At 31.7% G+C, this 17,267-nt stretch carries 16 protein-coding genes and 2 pseudogenes; 6 read left to right on the top strand and 12 right to left on the bottom strand.

All coding sequences use genetic code 11. The annotated features are described in order from the left end of the window. The first annotated feature begins 9 nt into the window (after positions 1-9). The gene (locus AAGD29_RS09305; RefSeq protein ID WP_341757918.1) at positions 10-2,262 is read left to right on the top strand and encodes a DNA translocase FtsK; all 2,253 of its coding nucleotides are present in this window, start codon (positions 10-12) and stop codon (positions 2,260-2,262) included. A gap of 24 nt (positions 2,263-2,286) precedes the next feature. On the opposite strand, the gene AAGD29_RS10405 is transcribed toward AAGD29_RS09305, so the two are convergent. Continuing rightward, positions 2,287-2,532: a hypothetical protein gene (locus tag AAGD29_RS10405; protein WP_410521210.1), complete on the bottom strand. Its 246-nt coding sequence runs from the start codon at positions 2,530-2,532 to the stop codon at positions 2,287-2,289. A gap of 160 nt (positions 2,533-2,692) precedes the next feature. Beyond that, positions 2,693-2,792: pseudogene (locus AAGD29_RS10400) on the bottom strand (IS701 family transposase); the annotation flags it as partial. A gap of 161 nt (positions 2,793-2,953) precedes the next feature. On the opposite strand from AAGD29_RS10400, the gene AAGD29_RS09295 reads away from it, so the two are divergent. Then, the gene (locus AAGD29_RS09295; RefSeq protein WP_341757405.1) at positions 2,954-4,054 is read left to right on the top strand and encodes an IS4 family transposase; all 1,101 of its coding nucleotides are present in this window, start codon (positions 2,954-2,956) and stop codon (positions 4,052-4,054) included. On the opposite strand, the gene AAGD29_RS09290 is transcribed toward AAGD29_RS09295, so the two are convergent. From AAGD29_RS09290 to AAGD29_RS09280, 3 genes are all read right to left on the bottom strand, one after another. After that, the gene (locus AAGD29_RS09290) at positions 4,051-4,809 is read right to left on the bottom strand and encodes a transposase (protein ID WP_341757916.1); all 759 of its coding nucleotides are present in this window, start codon (positions 4,807-4,809) and stop codon (positions 4,051-4,053) included. The genes AAGD29_RS09295 and AAGD29_RS09290 overlap by 4 nt on opposite strands. A 2-nt stretch (positions 4,810-4,811) precedes the next feature. Continuing rightward, the gene (locus tag AAGD29_RS09285) at positions 4,812-5,597 is read right to left on the bottom strand and encodes a hypothetical protein (RefSeq protein WP_341757915.1); all 786 of its coding nucleotides are present in this window, start codon (positions 5,595-5,597) and stop codon (positions 4,812-4,814) included. A gap of 332 nt (positions 5,598-5,929) precedes the next feature. Further along, positions 5,930-7,036 carry an ISAs1 family transposase gene (locus tag AAGD29_RS09280; protein ID WP_341757404.1) on the bottom strand — a complete coding sequence of 369 codons (1,107 nt, stop codon included), beginning with the start codon at positions 7,034-7,036 and terminating at the stop codon, positions 5,930-5,932. A 452-nt stretch (positions 7,037-7,488) separates the two neighbouring features. Between AAGD29_RS09280 and AAGD29_RS10395 the strand changes: the two genes are divergently transcribed. Continuing rightward, entirely contained in the window at positions 7,489-8,736 is a 1,248-nt protein-coding gene (locus tag AAGD29_RS10395) for a Dam family site-specific DNA-(adenine-N6)-methyltransferase (RefSeq protein ID WP_410521209.1), read from the top strand. Between the two features lie 34 nt (positions 8,737-8,770). Here AAGD29_RS10395 and AAGD29_RS09265 read toward each other — a convergent pair whose 3' ends face one another. From AAGD29_RS09265 to AAGD29_RS09255, 4 genes and pseudogenes are all read right to left on the bottom strand, one after another. Beyond that, positions 8,771-10,390 carry a site-specific integrase gene (locus AAGD29_RS09265; protein ID WP_341757914.1) on the bottom strand — a complete coding sequence of 540 codons (1,620 nt, stop codon included), beginning with the start codon at positions 10,388-10,390 and terminating at the stop codon, positions 8,771-8,773. 140 nt (positions 10,391-10,530) lie between these two features. Beyond that, positions 10,531-10,932, bottom strand: a complete 402-nt coding sequence (locus tag AAGD29_RS10390) for a recombinase family protein (protein WP_410521208.1) — start codon at positions 10,930-10,932, stop codon at positions 10,531-10,533. Beyond that, positions 10,927-11,286: pseudogene (locus tag AAGD29_RS10385) on the bottom strand (recombinase family protein); the annotation flags it as partial. The gene AAGD29_RS10390 and the pseudogene AAGD29_RS10385, both read right to left, overlap by 6 nt. 15 nt (positions 11,287-11,301) lie before the next feature. Further along, positions 11,302-12,192 (bottom strand): IS982 family transposase, encoded by an 891-nt coding sequence (locus AAGD29_RS09255; RefSeq protein ID WP_341757407.1) that lies wholly within the window; start codon positions 12,190-12,192, stop codon positions 11,302-11,304. 256 nt (positions 12,193-12,448) lie between these two features. Here AAGD29_RS09255 and AAGD29_RS09250 point away from each other — a divergent pair, with 256 nt between their 5' ends. The 3 genes from AAGD29_RS09250 (at position 12,449) to AAGD29_RS09240 (ending at position 13,712) form a co-directional block, all read left to right on the top strand. Further along, positions 12,449-13,120, top strand: coding sequence for a nucleoside 2-deoxyribosyltransferase (locus AAGD29_RS09250; protein WP_341757913.1), 672 nt, complete (start codon positions 12,449-12,451; stop codon positions 13,118-13,120). Positions 13,121-13,326: 206 nt separating this feature from the next. Then, positions 13,327-13,521: a hypothetical protein gene (locus tag AAGD29_RS09245; protein WP_341757912.1), complete on the top strand. Its 195-nt coding sequence runs from the start codon at positions 13,327-13,329 to the stop codon at positions 13,519-13,521. Between the two features lie 44 nt (positions 13,522-13,565). Further along, positions 13,566-13,712, top strand: coding sequence for a hypothetical protein (locus AAGD29_RS09240; RefSeq protein ID WP_341757911.1), 147 nt, complete (start codon positions 13,566-13,568; stop codon positions 13,710-13,712). Between the two features lie 164 nt (positions 13,713-13,876). Here AAGD29_RS09240 and AAGD29_RS09235 read toward each other — a convergent pair whose 3' ends face one another. From AAGD29_RS09235 to AAGD29_RS09225, 3 genes are all read right to left on the bottom strand, one after another. Beyond that, positions 13,877-14,050 (bottom strand): hypothetical protein, encoded by a 174-nt coding sequence (locus tag AAGD29_RS09235; protein WP_341757910.1) that lies wholly within the window; start codon positions 14,048-14,050, stop codon positions 13,877-13,879. 192 nt (positions 14,051-14,242) lie between these two features. Continuing rightward, positions 14,243-15,451 (bottom strand): ISNCY family transposase, encoded by a 1,209-nt coding sequence (locus AAGD29_RS09230; RefSeq protein WP_341757410.1) that lies wholly within the window; start codon positions 15,449-15,451, stop codon positions 14,243-14,245. Positions 15,452-15,542: 91 nt separating this feature from the next. After that, positions 15,543-16,751 (bottom strand): hypothetical protein, encoded by a 1,209-nt coding sequence (locus tag AAGD29_RS09225; RefSeq protein ID WP_341757909.1) that lies wholly within the window; start codon positions 16,749-16,751, stop codon positions 15,543-15,545. Positions 16,752-17,267: the final 516 nt, after the last annotated feature.

Below are 17,267 nucleotides of genomic sequence, written 5' to 3'. Positions count from 1 at the left end.
GCAACTTTTGTGCTATATTACATAAACAGGATTTTTACTAATAATAGAATGCAGTCTGCTTTATTAATGTTGGTGGGCTGTTCTACTGCTCTATTACTAGTGACTTATAATCCAAATGATCCTTCCTTTAATTCTGTCACAGACAAATATCCTAGCAATTTATTAGGTCATTTCGGTGCTTATTTGGCAGATCTTTTTTACCAGTTTTTTGGTATAGCGTCCTTTATTTTGCCAATTTGTTGTATTTTTTGGTCTCTGAGTGTATGGCGTTTAAAGAAGAAATGGGCTACCGTCAGGATAATTGTGATGCTGCTGTCAATTATATCATTATCGATAGTCTGCACTAATATAAAAATTAATTATTTACCGGCAGGTGCAGGTGGGACAACAGGTACTATTATTTATCCAATAATCAAGCAACTGGATAGTAGAGCCGATTATGCTTTAATTATTACTACATTTATTTTATTATTTTTATTGACTGAAATAAAATTTTCAGTTTTCTGGACCGCTATAATTAAATTATTCAAACTAGTACCTTATAAAAAATTTATACTTTTACCTACAATATCGACAAATACCAAGTCAACAAAACAAGTTTTGATAAAAAAGATACCTTTTATTAATCAAGAAGAAGCAGCATATGCTCATAAAATAGATGCATTACAAGAAAAAAATAATGACATACAATCCCATTTTTTAAAACAACAATCTCCATTCAAAAAAGAAAATAGCGAACTACCATACTTGCCTCCTATCGAATTATTAAAACAAGCTAGTGATCCCAATATAAAAGCAGAGACTTTATCAGAACTACAACATAATGCCCAAACACTGTTAACTGTTCTTGGGGATTTTGGTGTAAAAGGTCAGGTCATTAATATTAGCCAAGGTCCAGTGGTAACGTTATATGAATTTGAACCAGCTGCAGGTACTAAATCTTCTAGGATTATAGGTTTATCAGATGACATTGCTAGATCTTTATCGGCAATATCAACTAGGATAGCCGTAATACCGGGTAGAAACGTTTTAGGTATTGAATTACCAAATAAACAACGAGCATTCTTTTGTCTAAGAGAATTAATCGAAACATTGGAATATCAAGATAACAGTATTATGCTACCATTGATTTTAGGAAAGGATCTAGCTGGCAAACCTTTTGTTGCAGATTTAGCAAAAATGCCACATCTGTTAGTTGCTGGTACGACAGGTTCCGGTAAATCAGTGGCAATTAACGCTATGATAATTTCCCTACTGTACCGCTATACCCCAGAGGAATGCCGTTTAATAATGATCGATCCCAAAATGCTTGAATTATCTACCTATGATGGCATACCACATCTTCTAACTCCAGTGGTTACTGAGCCAAGCAAAGCAGTGGTAGCCCTTAAATGGGCGGTAAAGGAGATGGAAAATCGTTATAGGGCAATGTCAAATATTGGGGTAAGAAATATAGCAGGTTATAATGCTAAAATTTCAGAAGCTGCATCAAGCGGTAAAATATTAGAGCGTACTATTCAAACAGGATTTGATCCGGAAACTGGTAAGCCTATCTATGAAACAATTGAAATGAATATGGAAAAATTACCATTCATTGTAGTAATTGTTGATGAAATGGCTGATTTAATGTTGGTAGCTGGCAAAGACATTGAATTGTCAATACAGCGTCTAGCTCAAATGGCAAGAGCAGCAGGTATTCATATTATCATGGCAACTCAAAGACCTTCTGTTGATGTTATTACTGGGGTAATCAAAGCTAATTTCCCAAGTCGTATCAGTTTTAAAGTAACTTCTAAGATTGATAGTAGAACTATTCTTGGTGAACAAGGGTCTGAGCAGTTACTAGGTATGGGAGATATGCTTTATATGGGTAATTCTTCAAAGATTACTAGGGTTCATGGTCCATTTGTTGATGATAAAGAAGTGGAGAAGGTTACCCAATATTTAAGGTCCACGGGAATGCCTGAATATATTTCAGCAGTGACCCAACAATTAGATGATGATGAAGTAAATGGCGAAAGTCTAGGAGATGATTCAAGCAGTGATGAAACTTTATATAAAAGAGCAGTACAAATCGTACAATTAGAACGAAAAGTATCAATTAGCTATATACAAAGATGTTTACGAATTGGCTATAATAGAGCAGCTACTCTTGTTGAAAAAATGGAACAAAATGGGGTAATATCTCCTCCTAACCATACTGGTAAGAGAGAAATATTATTGCCAGAAATTAGTTCACGTCCATATATTATTTCCCCATAACATATCTAGAAACTCTCTTATAGGTCAAATAGTAATTTCTTTATTGTCTAATACGATTACACGTTTTGTTTTTTCTAAGCTAATAACATGTAATTTAAAATTATGCTCTTTTGCAAATTCTAAAAGTCCTTTTAAATGATTTTTTTGTATAGAAGAGGAAATTTTAACTTCAAATGCATTATCCTGTACGATAAAATCAACCTCGTAACCTTCTTTCGTACGCCAATAACATAACTGATCTCTTTTATCATTTAGATATTTATATGCTATAAATTCTACAAAACTTACGCTATGTAAGGTTCTAAATAGCGTAAAGAGGGTGAACGTAACTGCTGTTGCATATAATGATCTAAAAGCCCTAACTTTATTTGATAAACCGTCTTACCTATTTTGTGTGCAGTTCTTTTTAGAAAAGCCCACACTAAAAATGCACAACTAATGTGATTACGCTGGATGCGTTGTTTTCTGCATTGGCATCGTTCTATACCGGTAAGTTGCTTGATTTCTCTATGCATGCTCTCAATTACCCAACGAAAGCCACACTCATCTTGTACGGCTTTAGAAGATTTTTGAGTTTTGTTATTGGTAACCTCAGTACAGGACAAAGAGATTAAGGAGAGAAGAAAATAAGTAGATAACGCGTAGCCAAAGCTCTATTACTTAGGTTATTGAAGACTTAAGAGGCAAGAGAATGATTACAGCGTTATCACAATTAATAGGAGACTACTTTTTTAATAGTTTTGCAAGCATAAAATTAATAGAACAAATAATATTAGGATTATTGCAAGTGAGAGATGTAAATCTTACACAGCTTGCCTTAACGATAAAAGGAGATAAGCAAGAATCACGCTATAAGAAATTACAGAGATTTTTTGCCAAATGTGAATTATCATATACGTCCTTAGCCAAGTTACTGGTTAGGTTGGCTGGAATTGATGCTGAACAATGGTTACTAGTGCTGGATCGGACAAATTGGAAATTTGGTAAGCTTGACATCAATATTTTAGTATTATCTATTTGCCATAAAGGCATTGCTATACCAATTATGTGGGATATGTTGCCAAAAGCAGGAACTTCTAATAACGTTGAACGTCAGCAATTAATGGAAAGGTTTATTACTATATTTGGCATAGAGAAGATGTCAGCATTGCTTGGGGATCGGGAGTTTATAGGTGATTTATGGCTAAAGTTTTTAGCCGATAAAATGATACCATTTTATATTAGAATCAAAGCCAATCTTACCATTGGTAGAGCAGAAGATGAGTTAGTTACTGCTAATCATTTAATTAAGAAGTTACAGAATGGTGAATATATGTTGTTTAAAGGAAAAAGATATTTGGGTAAGAATTATAAAGGACCTAAAGTATCTGTAGCAGCATTGCGTAATGCTCAAGGAGAATTAGTAATCATAGCTACCAATGATAACCCTAATATAGCACTAAATATATATAAAAAAAGATGGGAAATAGAAAACCTTTTTGCTTGCCTTAAGACGCGGGGCTTCAATTTTGAAAATACCCATATAATACATTTAGATAGAATTAGTAAATTGCTTGGTTTACTTGCTATAGCATTTACTTTTGCTTATGTTGTGGGTCAATGGCAAAATTCTATCAAACCTATAAAGCTTAAAAAACATGGTAGAAAGTCTATATCCTTATTCAGGTATGGCTTAGATTACTTGCAGAGAATATTTTTGAATATTGCAGAAATGATGGAAAAATGGATGGAAGTTATAACAAAATTTATTAAGCCAATAATACCATCTTTACTCCGATTATCACCTTGTTAATCTCTTTGTCCTGTACTGAGATTGGTAACAATATAATCAACTCTGTTGGTAGAAACAGTAAGTTTAAACAAATTAACATGCTTATCTTTTGCAAAGCCCTTTATATGAATCTCCACTCCGCTCTTAATTTCCTCATCTGAAAACGTTAACTTGCTAACAGCTTTATAAGGCTTAGAAGAGGAAGTTTTAGTAACGTTTCTATTTGCTTTAATAGGAGCATAATAATATTTACCCAAGGAATCAACATGTTGCATAATTTTATGCGTAGCATACCATGTGTCAAAAAGCACAGTTTGAAAAGGAATCTTTTTGCTATACACAGCATTATTTAACATATTTAATAGGTGTTCTACTTTTGTCGCTCCATCATGTTCGGGCGAAAAAATTCGGTAATCTATTACCCAAAACTTATTAATATCCGGATTATAATATACCAAACTTACTACTCCTATACCAGTAGTAATACCACCTGTAGCCCCACTGTACTGTGATCTAGCAATTTCTATTTTCTTGGTATTTCTTTTATTTAACACCGTATCATCAAATATTGTATATCCGTTAGGCGATAAAATAACATCATCCTTAATATGTTCCCATAACAAAGAAGGTGTATATTTTTCATTTTTTAAAAATCTATTAATAACATCATGGCTACATTTTTTGGCATGTTCAGCATAGTAGGTCAAACTATAATTCTTTTGACTCACTATTAGAAATTGACAGTAATCTGTCCTATTAACTGGTATTGCTTGCAATTTTATCCTCTTGGCATTTGTAAATTATACTCAACATAATTTACCATTTTTTTTCTCATAGCGTAAGTTTTGTTTAATTGCTCATAAAGATATTGTTGTTTGTCTAGAGACATACCAATTCCTGTATCATGAACAATGAATTGTAAAATCGCTTCCTCGCTTTCTTTTTCTTCCGTAGTTTCTTCATTATCGTCATTTTGGGATTCTAGGATTCTTGGGGCATGGCTGGTTAAGACAAAAACACCACCTTTGTTAGTAAATTTAAGAGCATTACTAACCAATTGCATTAATATTGCCTCAATCCGATAACTATCACCAGTGATAATAGGTGTAATATCTCTGTAGAAACTACTGACAAGCTGTATGCCTTTATAGTTGGCGGTAGGAGTTAGTTTAGTAATAATCCTGTTTACTAACTTTCTAGGATTGAATTTTTTAAAGATTTTAGGTACTAGTACTGTATTTGTACTATCCATTAAACTTGAGTGGTAATCGATAAAATCTACTATTATCTCCTGAGAATAATCCATTAACTCCGCAGCACAATCGGTAATATCATTAATAGATTGCTTCTTAAGGGGATCATTTTCTGCTGAGGACTGTGCTACGCTATGTTCAAAAATTCCAGTAGATGGATCTTTTATGTTAAGAGCTACATCTTTTACAAAGTCTCGGTGGATAAAATTAGCTAATTTTAGTTTTTTCTTAGCTAGTTCAAGAGAAATATCATTATTGATATTATTTGTTTCATTGTTGTTTTTTTGTTGATTTTCAATATCACTCGACATAGAATTAACTCCTATTTTTTGGGTTTCGGAAAGTAGACACTGAGGTTAGAATTGAAAGTTTGCAACCTTACTCTAACCTCGGTGCTTAACACCACACTACGTGGGTCACCACACCATCATTACTCTCATCAATTAACAGAGTCCAGCGAATTTTTATTGGTTTGGAAATTTTTTATAAAATCCTATAGATCAGCGGTAAAATAGAGACATAGAATGAAATTATTACTATTATTTAGGGGCGAAATAATTAGTTAAGTAAGTGGCTAGTTAACTAACTAACTTAGCTATTTATCATAGACCACCAATAGCAGGGCGATTTAAAAGTCGCAACTTTAAGTTGTCATAACCTTAAATAGTTTGTGTCTATAATTATTAAAATTTTCTCTGGTTTCAGTAATTTTGTTTGAAAATAAAGTTATTACAGAAATAGTTATTGTCCGGAGTAATGACATTACCAAGGGAGCCTTTCCTATACTTATAGTTGACTTATCTTCCCCAAAAACTGTATCTTTGACCCAATTTAAATTATTCTCACATGACCAATGATTCTTATTGAACTTTAGCAAGCTCTTTGGATTAAACTCGCTTCCGAGACTTGTTATCATAAACACATTCTCTTGTTCATAGCTATTAGTTTTATTTTTCTTATCTCGCTCTCGGCTAATTTTACATATTTGTTTGATGTGCCGAAAGCCGTTCAGATATTCAAATGGCATATCAATTACCTCAATTTTTCTTCTCTCTATTCTCCCATGTTGTAAATCGGTATTTTCTTCAAAACTCCTGACTTCTTGCCCTTTTTCTGCTATTTCATCAAAAACTTTGCTGCTATAATAATGCAAATTAGGTTCATTACTTTTCAGAGTAAAAGCAAATTCTCCTTCTTGTTTAACAACTTCTTCACATATATCTTCATGACAAAATGATGCATCTGCTGTCACAATTTTTCCCTTAATATCGTATTCTGATAAAAACTCTAGCATAGAACCATACTCGTTTTTATTTTCTATTTCTATAAAGCCAGTAATAGCTTTAAGCTGGCTACTAAACCCAGTCAAAATTTGCCTTTGCTCTTCTTTCCCATGGCTATTGCTACCACACAGGGTTTTTCCATCAATATGAATAACATCATAACCTATGTTCTTAACTTGGCATATATATTGGATTAGTTCTAATATCACTTCCCTTAAACTCTCTGGAGAAATTTTACGGATAATTAGTGTTAAATTACTATAGCAAAGTGCTTTATTCCTATTAAAACCTAACATTACCAATTCTTTTGGGCTAAAACTTTTAGCAAATCTAGAAATAGATTTTAAATTATTTCTATTACTTAATAAACCTACTACTATAAGTTTTATAACACTCGCTGCACTATATCTCTTACCACGAGCTTTTCTAAAATCTTTGACTTTTTCTAGAGATAAAGATATACTCATAATGCTCCGTTATTTATAGTTGAAAAATCTTTAACGGAGTACTTATACTATTATCATCTATTATATTCTAGATTTTTCTTTACTTTCATCTAATTTTTTAAAAATTTTTAATCGTTCTACATATTAGCCAGAAATAATTAACGTTCAGGCTACAATCCTTGCAATATAATCATTACAACGGCAAAATATTATCCAAACTTTTCAAGCTTATACCAAATATTCTTACTACAATTCTATCACTTTCCCTTCTAAACCCAAGCTAATATTAGATTATAACTCCAACAGATATTTAATCTTTAGTTGCGACTTTTAAATCGCCCTGCACCAATAGCTCTACATTTCCTGTAGTGTTCTTGTGATATTTATGATACAATAGACAAATTATTTTTTAAACTGGCTATTGTTAATCAATTTATTAGTTCAGTTAATTAAGTTTTACTAAATCAATAACCATTATGACTACTACCGCAAATAAGCCGCAACCATTTTTTTACTGGGTTGGTGGAAAAAGAAAACTCACTGATCAATTGATAGAACGTATTCCTCACTCGTTAAATAATTACTATGAACCGTTTTTGGGTGGTGGAGCTTTGTTCTTTGCCATCAAGGATAGATTCAATCAGTGTTTTCTATCGGATATTAACCTAGAATTAATTACCAGCTATAATGCTGTTAAAAAGAATCCACATGTCATTAACTCTATATTTGAACAACATCGGCAGAATCATAATAAAGAATATTATTATCAAGTTAGAAATAATAATAACAGCAATGATCCAACTAGCATTACTGCAAGGTTTCTTTATTTAAACAAATATTCTTTCAAGGGTATTTATCGTATCAATAAGAATGGTAAGTTGAATATGTCATTTTCTACTAAAAAATATGGTACTGCTAATATTGATCAGAAACTACAGCAATGTAGCAGCTTGTTAAGTGATACCTTAATTTACGCTATGGATTTTTCCTTTATCGAACCTAAGGAAAATGATTTTGTTTATCTTGATCCGCCGTATCATCAAACTGGAGAGAGGTTTTATACGAGGTTATCCTTTGATGAAAAGGAGCAAATCAGACTTAGGGATTTTGCCAAGGAACTAACTAGCAAAGGTGTAAAACTGATGATATCCAATAGTGATACTGATTTTATCAGGAGAATATATCAAGATTTTACCATAAACACTATTGACATTGAGGCTATCAGTAGCATATTTCCTGCTACTATAGTACAACTATGTATAGTGCATATGGTACGCAATTCAGTAAAGTACGTGTCATATAAGGATTTAAAAGAGGTAACATCAGATTTAAAACAAATTTACACGGCAAATAACGAAGAAATGGCTCGTTTAAAACTGCAACAATTTAGTGTAAAATGGGATAAAAAATATCCAGTAATTTCTGATATTTGGCAGCGTAGTTGGTCAGGAATAATACCATTTTTTGCCTTTCCTGAGGAGATTAGAAAGGTGATTTATACCACGAATACTATAGAGTCTATAAATCGTCAAATTAGGAAAATTATTAAAAATAAAGGTGTATTTCCAGATGATAAATCAATTCAAAAGATAATATTTTTAGCCTTACAAAATGCGGCTAAAAAATGGACTATGCCTATAAAAGATTGGTCATTAGCTTTAAATCAATTTGAAATACTTTGTGGAGATTTTAAATATGATTTATTGGAAAATAAAAAATGAACTTACACAAAAAAAATTATTGACTCTTCGAGTTTCATAATAAATCTCCTAAATCAAATTCAGCAACCTTATACAAATTTACAAGATCAACCTTAGTATAAATTCGTGTGGTTTCTAATCCCTTATGTCCAAGATGATCACTTATTTCTTTAAGTGATACGCCCTCATTGATTAAATGAGTTGCACAAGCATGGCGTAAAGCATGAGGGCCATGATGTTTAATTTTTAGATCAAGCGGCTTTAGTCTCCTACTAACAAGCTGATAAACAGCTGTAGCTTTTAAAGGTCGATATGGTGACCGCATGCATAAGAATATTGTTCTCAGCAAACAGTTATTCGGTCTTACCTCTTGTAAGTAACGTAATATTGCACTCCCCACAATTTTGGAGAGAGGAAAGATTTGTGGTTTTGATCGCTTTGCTCGTCTTAAATAAAGTAGCTCATTCTCCCAATCAAGATCTTCTAACTGTAAATTAATAACTTCACTACATCTCATACCATATACAGAAAGCAGCATTAAGATTGCATAATCTCTAATATCAATAGAATGATCAGATTTGCTGCTAGCTAGAAGTTTTTTTACATCATCCCAGCTTGGAGAGTAAGGTAGTGATTCGTGCCGGTATACACGTGGTATTTTGATTGAATTAGCTATACCGCTTTGACACCAAGCTTGATTCTCAGCATATTTTAAGAAGCTTCGAATCACTGATGCATAAGACTGAATACTTCGTCTAGAATAACCGTTTACATTATATTTTATTGTTAAAGCTTCATCTATAATGGATGGTGTAAGTTGTATCAAATTTTTCCTTTTTTCGTTAATCTTTATAAGAAAATCTTGAAGTTGGTAAAATCTATTTTTAATCGTATTTTCAGATAGTCCTTGTTCATAACGCATGTAAACAATATAAAGATTTAAGTATTCTTCAAAGGGGAAAGGAAACTTGGGTTCTTGTTTAAGACAACCAAGCATTTTAAACCAGTTTGAAGCAAAGAGAATAAACCGTGCTTTTGCAAATTTTGAATAATTGCCTTTTCTTTTAGAGTTTCTACTATCTTTTGCCCATTCTTCTGCAACTTTCTCAATTTCGATTAATGACACTGTTCTTAGTTCATAAAAACTGAGATAGTTTATAATGACTAACAGATACTGGGCAATATTTCGCAGGCTACTTTTTACTGCTCCATTATCATCCCAGTATTGTAAGTATCGTAAACGTTCCTCTACTAACGGCATACTTGCGTGATGTTGCAAAGCATTGTGCCGTTCAAATATTTTATTAAATAGAGGAATTGTTTCTTCGGGTAGCAGTTCTAAACGATTTAACTTTCTGAGCCAATCTGTTGCATACCAAATAAAACGTTCCTTTCCATATTTTGAAAAAGCCACTTTTTTTTGAGGGTGATTATATTGATAGCAAGCCCAAACATTTGCAGCCAGTTCAATCTTCTTTCTGCTAACAACTACATCATTAGTTTCTAAGTTAAGATAATCAATAATTCTCAAAAGATATTGTGCTGTTGATTGTATAGTACTTCGAGACCTACCTAATGTATCCAAATATTGTAGGTATTGTAGTCGTTCCTCTAACAATGGTGCATTAATATGCTTTCTAATTGTAGAAGCTTTTTTAAATATTTTATTAAACATACTATTACCTCCCGCCTGCCTTATTGATATAATTATAAACAATTAGTGCCAGTATAGATTAAATCATGATAATATTATGTTGATTTAAAAAGAAGTAAAAAAACTAAAAAATAAGAAAATTATGATTCTACACCACATAACTAACTACACAACATATGAACTCTTATGTGGTGTACCACATAAGAGTTCCATCCTAAACGTACATCTTTACATGCCATAAAAGTCTCTTTTGTTATAATTGCTTGGTAACCATGTGACCACATCTCTCCTTTTACTCTCATTTCACCGTAATAAAATGGTTGTTGGATCATGCGATGCACTACTGTTTTATTGACGTAGCAATTGTTTTTGCTTCTAAGACCAAGCTCCTTAGCTTTTTCAGTCAAATAATTAAGAGTATACATTCCTGTTGCATATTCTTCAAAGAGTTTTTTTATGATAGAACCTCTTACAGGATCGAGAATTACTATACTGTTTCCTCTTTCATCTCGACTATTTAGGTAACCAAGAGGGGCTGGTCCTATCCACTCTCCTTTACGCAATTTATGATCTAGGCTTCTTTTAACGTTATCACTTAAACTATCAACGTAAGATTGTGCCATCAATACGTTCATTCCCCACATTAGCTTTGCATGAGACTGAGAATCTTTATCTATTATGTAACCTTCTGTTCTAAAATGTAATTCTATCTTACCAGCTTTTATTGGTTCTTCTAGTAATGAAATTTCTGAGATTCTTCTTTGTACTCGATCTACTTTATCAGCAACTATAGCAATTGTTTCTCTATGGCTTTTAGCAAATTTGATCATCTCTTTAAATTGTTTGCGATCACCTCTGCTGGAAGATTCGATAATTTCAAAAGTTTCGATAACTTCAAGATTTTTACGTTGGCAATATTCTACTAATCTACGTCAATTCGGGATAAGGATATTGAGAACATGTAGATTAAAATCAAATTTTGTTGAAGGTTTATTTTTCTTTAATGAATAAGCAACAAGAGTAGATAATATATGGACAAAGGCATTTATTGGTGATCTATGTCTAGTATGTTCAAGGTTCATTTTATTTTTTAGATAATCAAAAACTGTTTCAATTAAGTTACGCTTTCGAAGTAAGATTTTTTCTTTCAAATCCATTAATTTATTTTCCATATTCTTCTTAATTCCATGAATCATTTTTAAGCCTCTTTCATATAAATTTAAGAACAAATTTTGCTTAATATAACCTTTATCAGCTGCTATAATTCCAGTTAATCTTTTTGTTAACTCCGGTACTGGAATCCTATCATCTACATTGCCTTTGGTCACTTTTAATGCCATAAACTCCCCTTTATTATTGATTGTTACATGTAATTTAAAACCATAAAAATACCCCATAGAGGATTTACTATGTTTGGCTAATCCTTTAAAAACTTTATTGCTATAACGCCTTTTATTGTGACAAGCTTTAATCGTTGTAGAGTCAATAAAATAAATACCTGTTTCCTCACCAAACAACAAATGAATCAACATATTTAGCGGTATGAATAATCGTGCCATTAATTCAACAAATCTATTATAACTCAAGGCTTTAGGGAAATCATCCTTATGCATGCACTCTATATAACTTTTATAGAAAAATTTAAAATTCTTAGCATAGGATGTATGAAACATAATTATTATTGTTAACATTTCACTTAAACTCATGCTACAACAGCGATTTCTCTGCTTATTTGATGGTAATAACTTTCTCTGTTCATACTCCAAATAAATTTTACAAAAATCATCTATAAAACTATATAATTCTGTGATATCTTTTTTCATGCCTGTAGTTTGTTTTTTTGTTTAAAAATATAAATACTGCAGGCACTCCTTTTTGACAATCCTTTTATCTATTACTATTTCATCTATATCTTATCCCAAACTGACGTATATTGATACAATTAACAGATTGTAAATTGTTATAGTAAGCTATAAACTATCAAATGCAATAGGAAAAAATTACTGAAAATTTTATCTTGACAAATTAATCAAGATCATAAATTGTTTTTTATTCATAACTAACATAGGACTTTAATATATGATCAATCATGTGAATTCAGTAGCATCTTCTAAGGAGAATGTAACTAAAAAATCTTATGATTTGTATTTCGCAGGTCCCTTATTTACTAATAAGGATCTTATAGGTAATTTATATTTGGCTTTAGCCCTAGAGGAGGCATCTAGTGGTAAGTATAAATGTATATTACCTCAAAATTTAGAACAAAGGGATATCCATGCTCAACATATAAAAAATAATGATTTAAAATCTGTAAAAGAAGCTGATGGAGGCATATTTAGTTTTGACGGTTCAGATCCAGATTCTGGTACAGTAGTGGAATTTATTCAGAGTAAATTTTTAAATAAACCTGCAGTATTATATAGAAGTGATATTAGGTTGGGGGGAGATTATAAAAGAATCCAGGGTGATCCTTGGAATCTGATGATGTCAAATTATCCGCGCACTAAAAATTATCCGCGCACTAAAGTTGTCATAATTGAGGATATAGTGCCAAAATACCAAGATTTATATAAGCAACATTCAGGTGATGCACACAGTATATCGAAAGCATTATCTCTTCTTATGGTTCAGTCTATTATTAAGGCATTAGATGAAGTATTTGCTACACCGCCGTTAATGCTGCCTGATAACTTAGATGAGAAAATGCTAGATAAGCACTTTCGTATACTTAATGATTTAGATGTGTACTAGTCAAGACGGACTGTTGAAAAAGTATAAATAGTTAAAATTATACTAATGTTTTTACTTTTTAGTAGCAATAGGTAAAAATACAAAAAAATAATTTTAATACACCGTCAAGTTAAGTTATAATGGACTGAAGAAATTAGACAAAAAAGAGAGTAGTTAAGTTTCCGTAATAAGTTAGAATAAAAGAGTTAAACTTAAAAGGAACAACTATGAAAAATAAGGTAAGAATTTTCAGTGCCGAAGCAAAAACAAAAATAGTGCTAGAATTATTAAAAGAGGATATTACATTATCTCAGCTATCATCGAAATATGAAGTTAATGCTAAGAGTATTGCCTCTGTCGTTTTGGCACAGCCGTGTAATATTATGTCCCATAATTCCTCTCTTGATGCTAATTCTTTATAATATACACCATTACACCCTGGGACTAAACACCTAGAATTGGTCTGATGGTAGGTTTGGTAAATAATAAGCCGATAGCCCCTTTTGTGTTTAATGGAACTTGTAATATAGAACTATTTAATAATTGGGTTGAGAAGTTTTTAATTAAAGAATTAAAAGCAGGACAGGTTGTAGTACTGGATAATGCTAGATAAGATAACAGAAACTAGTAAATTATTCGAAGCTATTCCTATGTTCTTTGCCACCTAATTCAATGTATTTTACTATATAATAATATATCTATATCTAGGAGCTACTATTTCTTTTTAGGTGGGTCAATTCTCTTTACAATTCTTGCTCTAAATGGGTCAATAGTTCGTTACAATTTACACTCGTAGCCTCCAGTGGGTTCATACACTATTAGCTCAATTCCTTGATTTTTTGTCAGTTTTATAAATTCCTCATGACCTAAATTATCATTTGCAAAACGGTGATATATTGGTTTATTATTTGGCATATATATATCAAGCCATTTTTTACTTACATCTGTCAATAACATTCTAAAATGTCCGGGTTTTGTAACAAGGTAATTGTCCGTTTTATTGTGAATCTTTTTTTTAAATTCTTAAAAAATATTTTTTAAAATTTAGATGGTTGTGGTTGTGGAATTGTGGGAAACTTCGTTAGAAGTTATCCATAATTCCACAACCAGTTAAAGTTAGTGATTCACAATAACTAGCTCACTTTAGGCTGCAATATTGACGCTATCAGCCTTTTTGCTTAACTTCACAATTACCTTGCCACTTGCATCATATTTTGCTACTCTCCTAGCACCATGGAAAATAGCCAGTTCTCCATTGGTGTATTCATGTATCATTACTCTACATTTTACATAATGATACCTCTGGTCATTACTTGGGATTTGCAAGAGTTTTTTGTTATAGGAAACAGTATTATCTTTTGCTACTACTCTTTCCTCTTGAATCGATAATATATCTTGTAAATCCCTTCCAGTATAGGGGATAAACGCACTCTCCTTAAGCTCTGGGGTCACGCAAAACTGCTCATTATATTCTGGAACAAAAACTTCCTTAAGATAACAATTTGCCTCTCTAATCGTTCTAATACCAGCTACTCTGAATTCTTGTGGTAACCGCTTCTGAAGAGAGCCAAACATCCTCTCTGACCTACCTCTCGCCTCTGGGGAATAGGCATGGATAAGCTGAATGCCAAGTTGCTTGCACGCTCTTCCTACTTGTGTCGGGTTATTCTTATCTACCTTACCACCGGCTATTGCCGTGTAAGCATAATGGCTACCTCTATCCACATACAGAGAACTAAATAACCCTTTAGCTTCTATGACTTCTGTCAGGGCTATAAAACAACTTGCTGTTCCTTCTTCTTCTATTAAAAATGCTGAATATATTTCATTGCTAGCATCGTCCATTGTCACTATCAAATCCGGATGATACCCTAGTCCATAAATCCACTCATGTGTAGAACCATCCTGATGCAGCATCATGCCAACCATGGGCTTCCTAGGTCTTTTAAGACGATGGTGAGGTTTCTTATTAGTAAGTTTAGTTACTAATCCACATCCTTGCAGCGATATCCTAACAAAATTATAACTATGCTTAAATTTATGTTTCTTTACTAGCTGTTCATGAAAATGCTTAGATGTAAAATCATAGTATGTTTCTTCGTATAATTTTAGCATTTGCTCTACTTCATCTACTGCTACTTTGTTAGGTGGCATATGACCTATCCTTCTATCTAACAGACCAAAAAATCCACTTTCTTCATACCTCACTTTCTTTCGTCTAAATGTTCTCTCACTACATCCTAATAAATCTGCTGCAACTTCGTTGCTAATTTCTCCTCTATCGTATCTGTCGTATATTTCTTCAAATCGCATTTTTATAACCTCTTGTAATATGTTTGTCTTACTTGGCATAACCTCTCTCTTCTAATTGAGAGAGACTTATACTCTATTTACGGACAATTACCTTGTTACCAAATACGGTCATACACCTTGTTATCGACAATCAATCAAACATTTGTTGCTCTTTGCTGTTATAAGTGCTAATATAAAGAGAGAATAACTCAGTCCTTAAGGTAAGTATTGCATATGGGTTAATATTATATTTTTCAGAGTTTTTTAGAAGAATTTCTAAGTTTTCTGGTATAGTTTTGGCACTTCTCCACAAATATCCTGAGTGACTTCCTGTCGCCTTAGGTAGCTTAGCAATAATATTTTCTAAATATATTTTATTATTATCACCATTTAGTTCCATTATTTTATTGCTGACTATATCATGCATTTCAAAAATAGGGTTATCCTCATTAGAATTAATATTACTGATTAGCATAAATTTAGATAATTGACATATATCATCATCTAAAGTATCTTTATGATCAGTAATGGTGGTAAGAAACTGTTTTGAAAAACTTTGGTTATTTAATAAAGCTATTTTATTCAACAACTTTATTGCACTTGGTTTTAATTCTTGAATAACCATGTTAATATTCGTTGCTATTTTATCAGTCGATTGATAAATTTTCTTTTTATATTCCTCTTTATCTAAACCTTTAATTTTGTTAAGTAATTGAGCTCCTTGCACTATCAATATTGGATAACCACTAAAAGATTGCGTTAAAAATTTGATATTATTATTATCCTTATTATCCAATAAGTTATTAGCTAAAGCTAAAATAGTAGACTTATCAAGTATAGGCATTGCTATAATATTAGGTAACTTCTCATTATCTTGCGAACAAAATACTATATTACCATTATGCTCCCAATCAATTAAATCTTGTACTTTTTTATTTTCATTAACTTTTAGATTATCAAATATTAATAACCAGTTATTAGCAGAAGTTAAATATGATATTACTCCTTTTTTTGCTAAAGCAACTTCTTCAGATATATTAGTTTGTTTGATAGTATTGAGTTGTTTAGCTAATTTAACAAATTGCTCATTAAAATCAAGGTTACAATCAAAAAACCAAATTAAATCATAATTATTTTTATTTTCATAACTATGCATTCTAATCAGTTGAGTTTTACCTATACCACTAGTACCAACTATACTTGCTTGTCTATATTTATTTAAATGCTCATCAAGGATTTTAAGTTGTTGCTCATGATTGACAAAATAACTAACTGGGGTGATTAAATTAGTTATTTGTTCTTTTGCCAAAGTTCTAGTATTAATGATTAATAATATGATTAACAGTAAAGATTTTTTCATATAATGAAACTGGTGAAAAATAAATTATGTCCTAACGGTACGTATGAAACATATTATACGAATATCTATAAAGAATAAGCAAAAATAACTCAACTTAAGTTTGAATATTAATAATAAAAATCATTAAAAAGCAGGAAAGTTTGGTTGCTAATTCTGAACCTAAATTTCACTAACCTAGTGTCAGTAGACCATCTTTACAATCTCAAAGTTCGTATAATCCCTTATGGTGATTTTTGGATTCTTATATCTTGAGAACATGTTATACCTTTACTACTGGTACTCTAGTGCTACACTGTAGTACTAGAAGCATGGGGCGAAAATAGCCTAAAATGTTATATTTCTCTCTTAATCTCAGTTCGATATAAGAATTAATAATTCTTATATCGAACTGGCTTTGTTATAAGGAAAAATGCACTCTTGAAGCGATTCTGCGAGTGCATTTTAACTTTTTTCATCATTCAATATGTGATTTTAATTATTAAAATCACATATTGAATGGAGTGTTATATTTTAACA

This window comes from Candidatus Tisiphia endosymbiont of Ditula angustiorana (assembly GCF_964026425.1).
In the GTDB taxonomy this organism is placed as follows: domain Bacteria; phylum Pseudomonadota; class Alphaproteobacteria; order Rickettsiales; family Rickettsiaceae; genus Tisiphia.
Note: the sequence above shows the minus strand (reverse complement) of the source record. Positions and strands in the feature narration are given on the sequence as shown.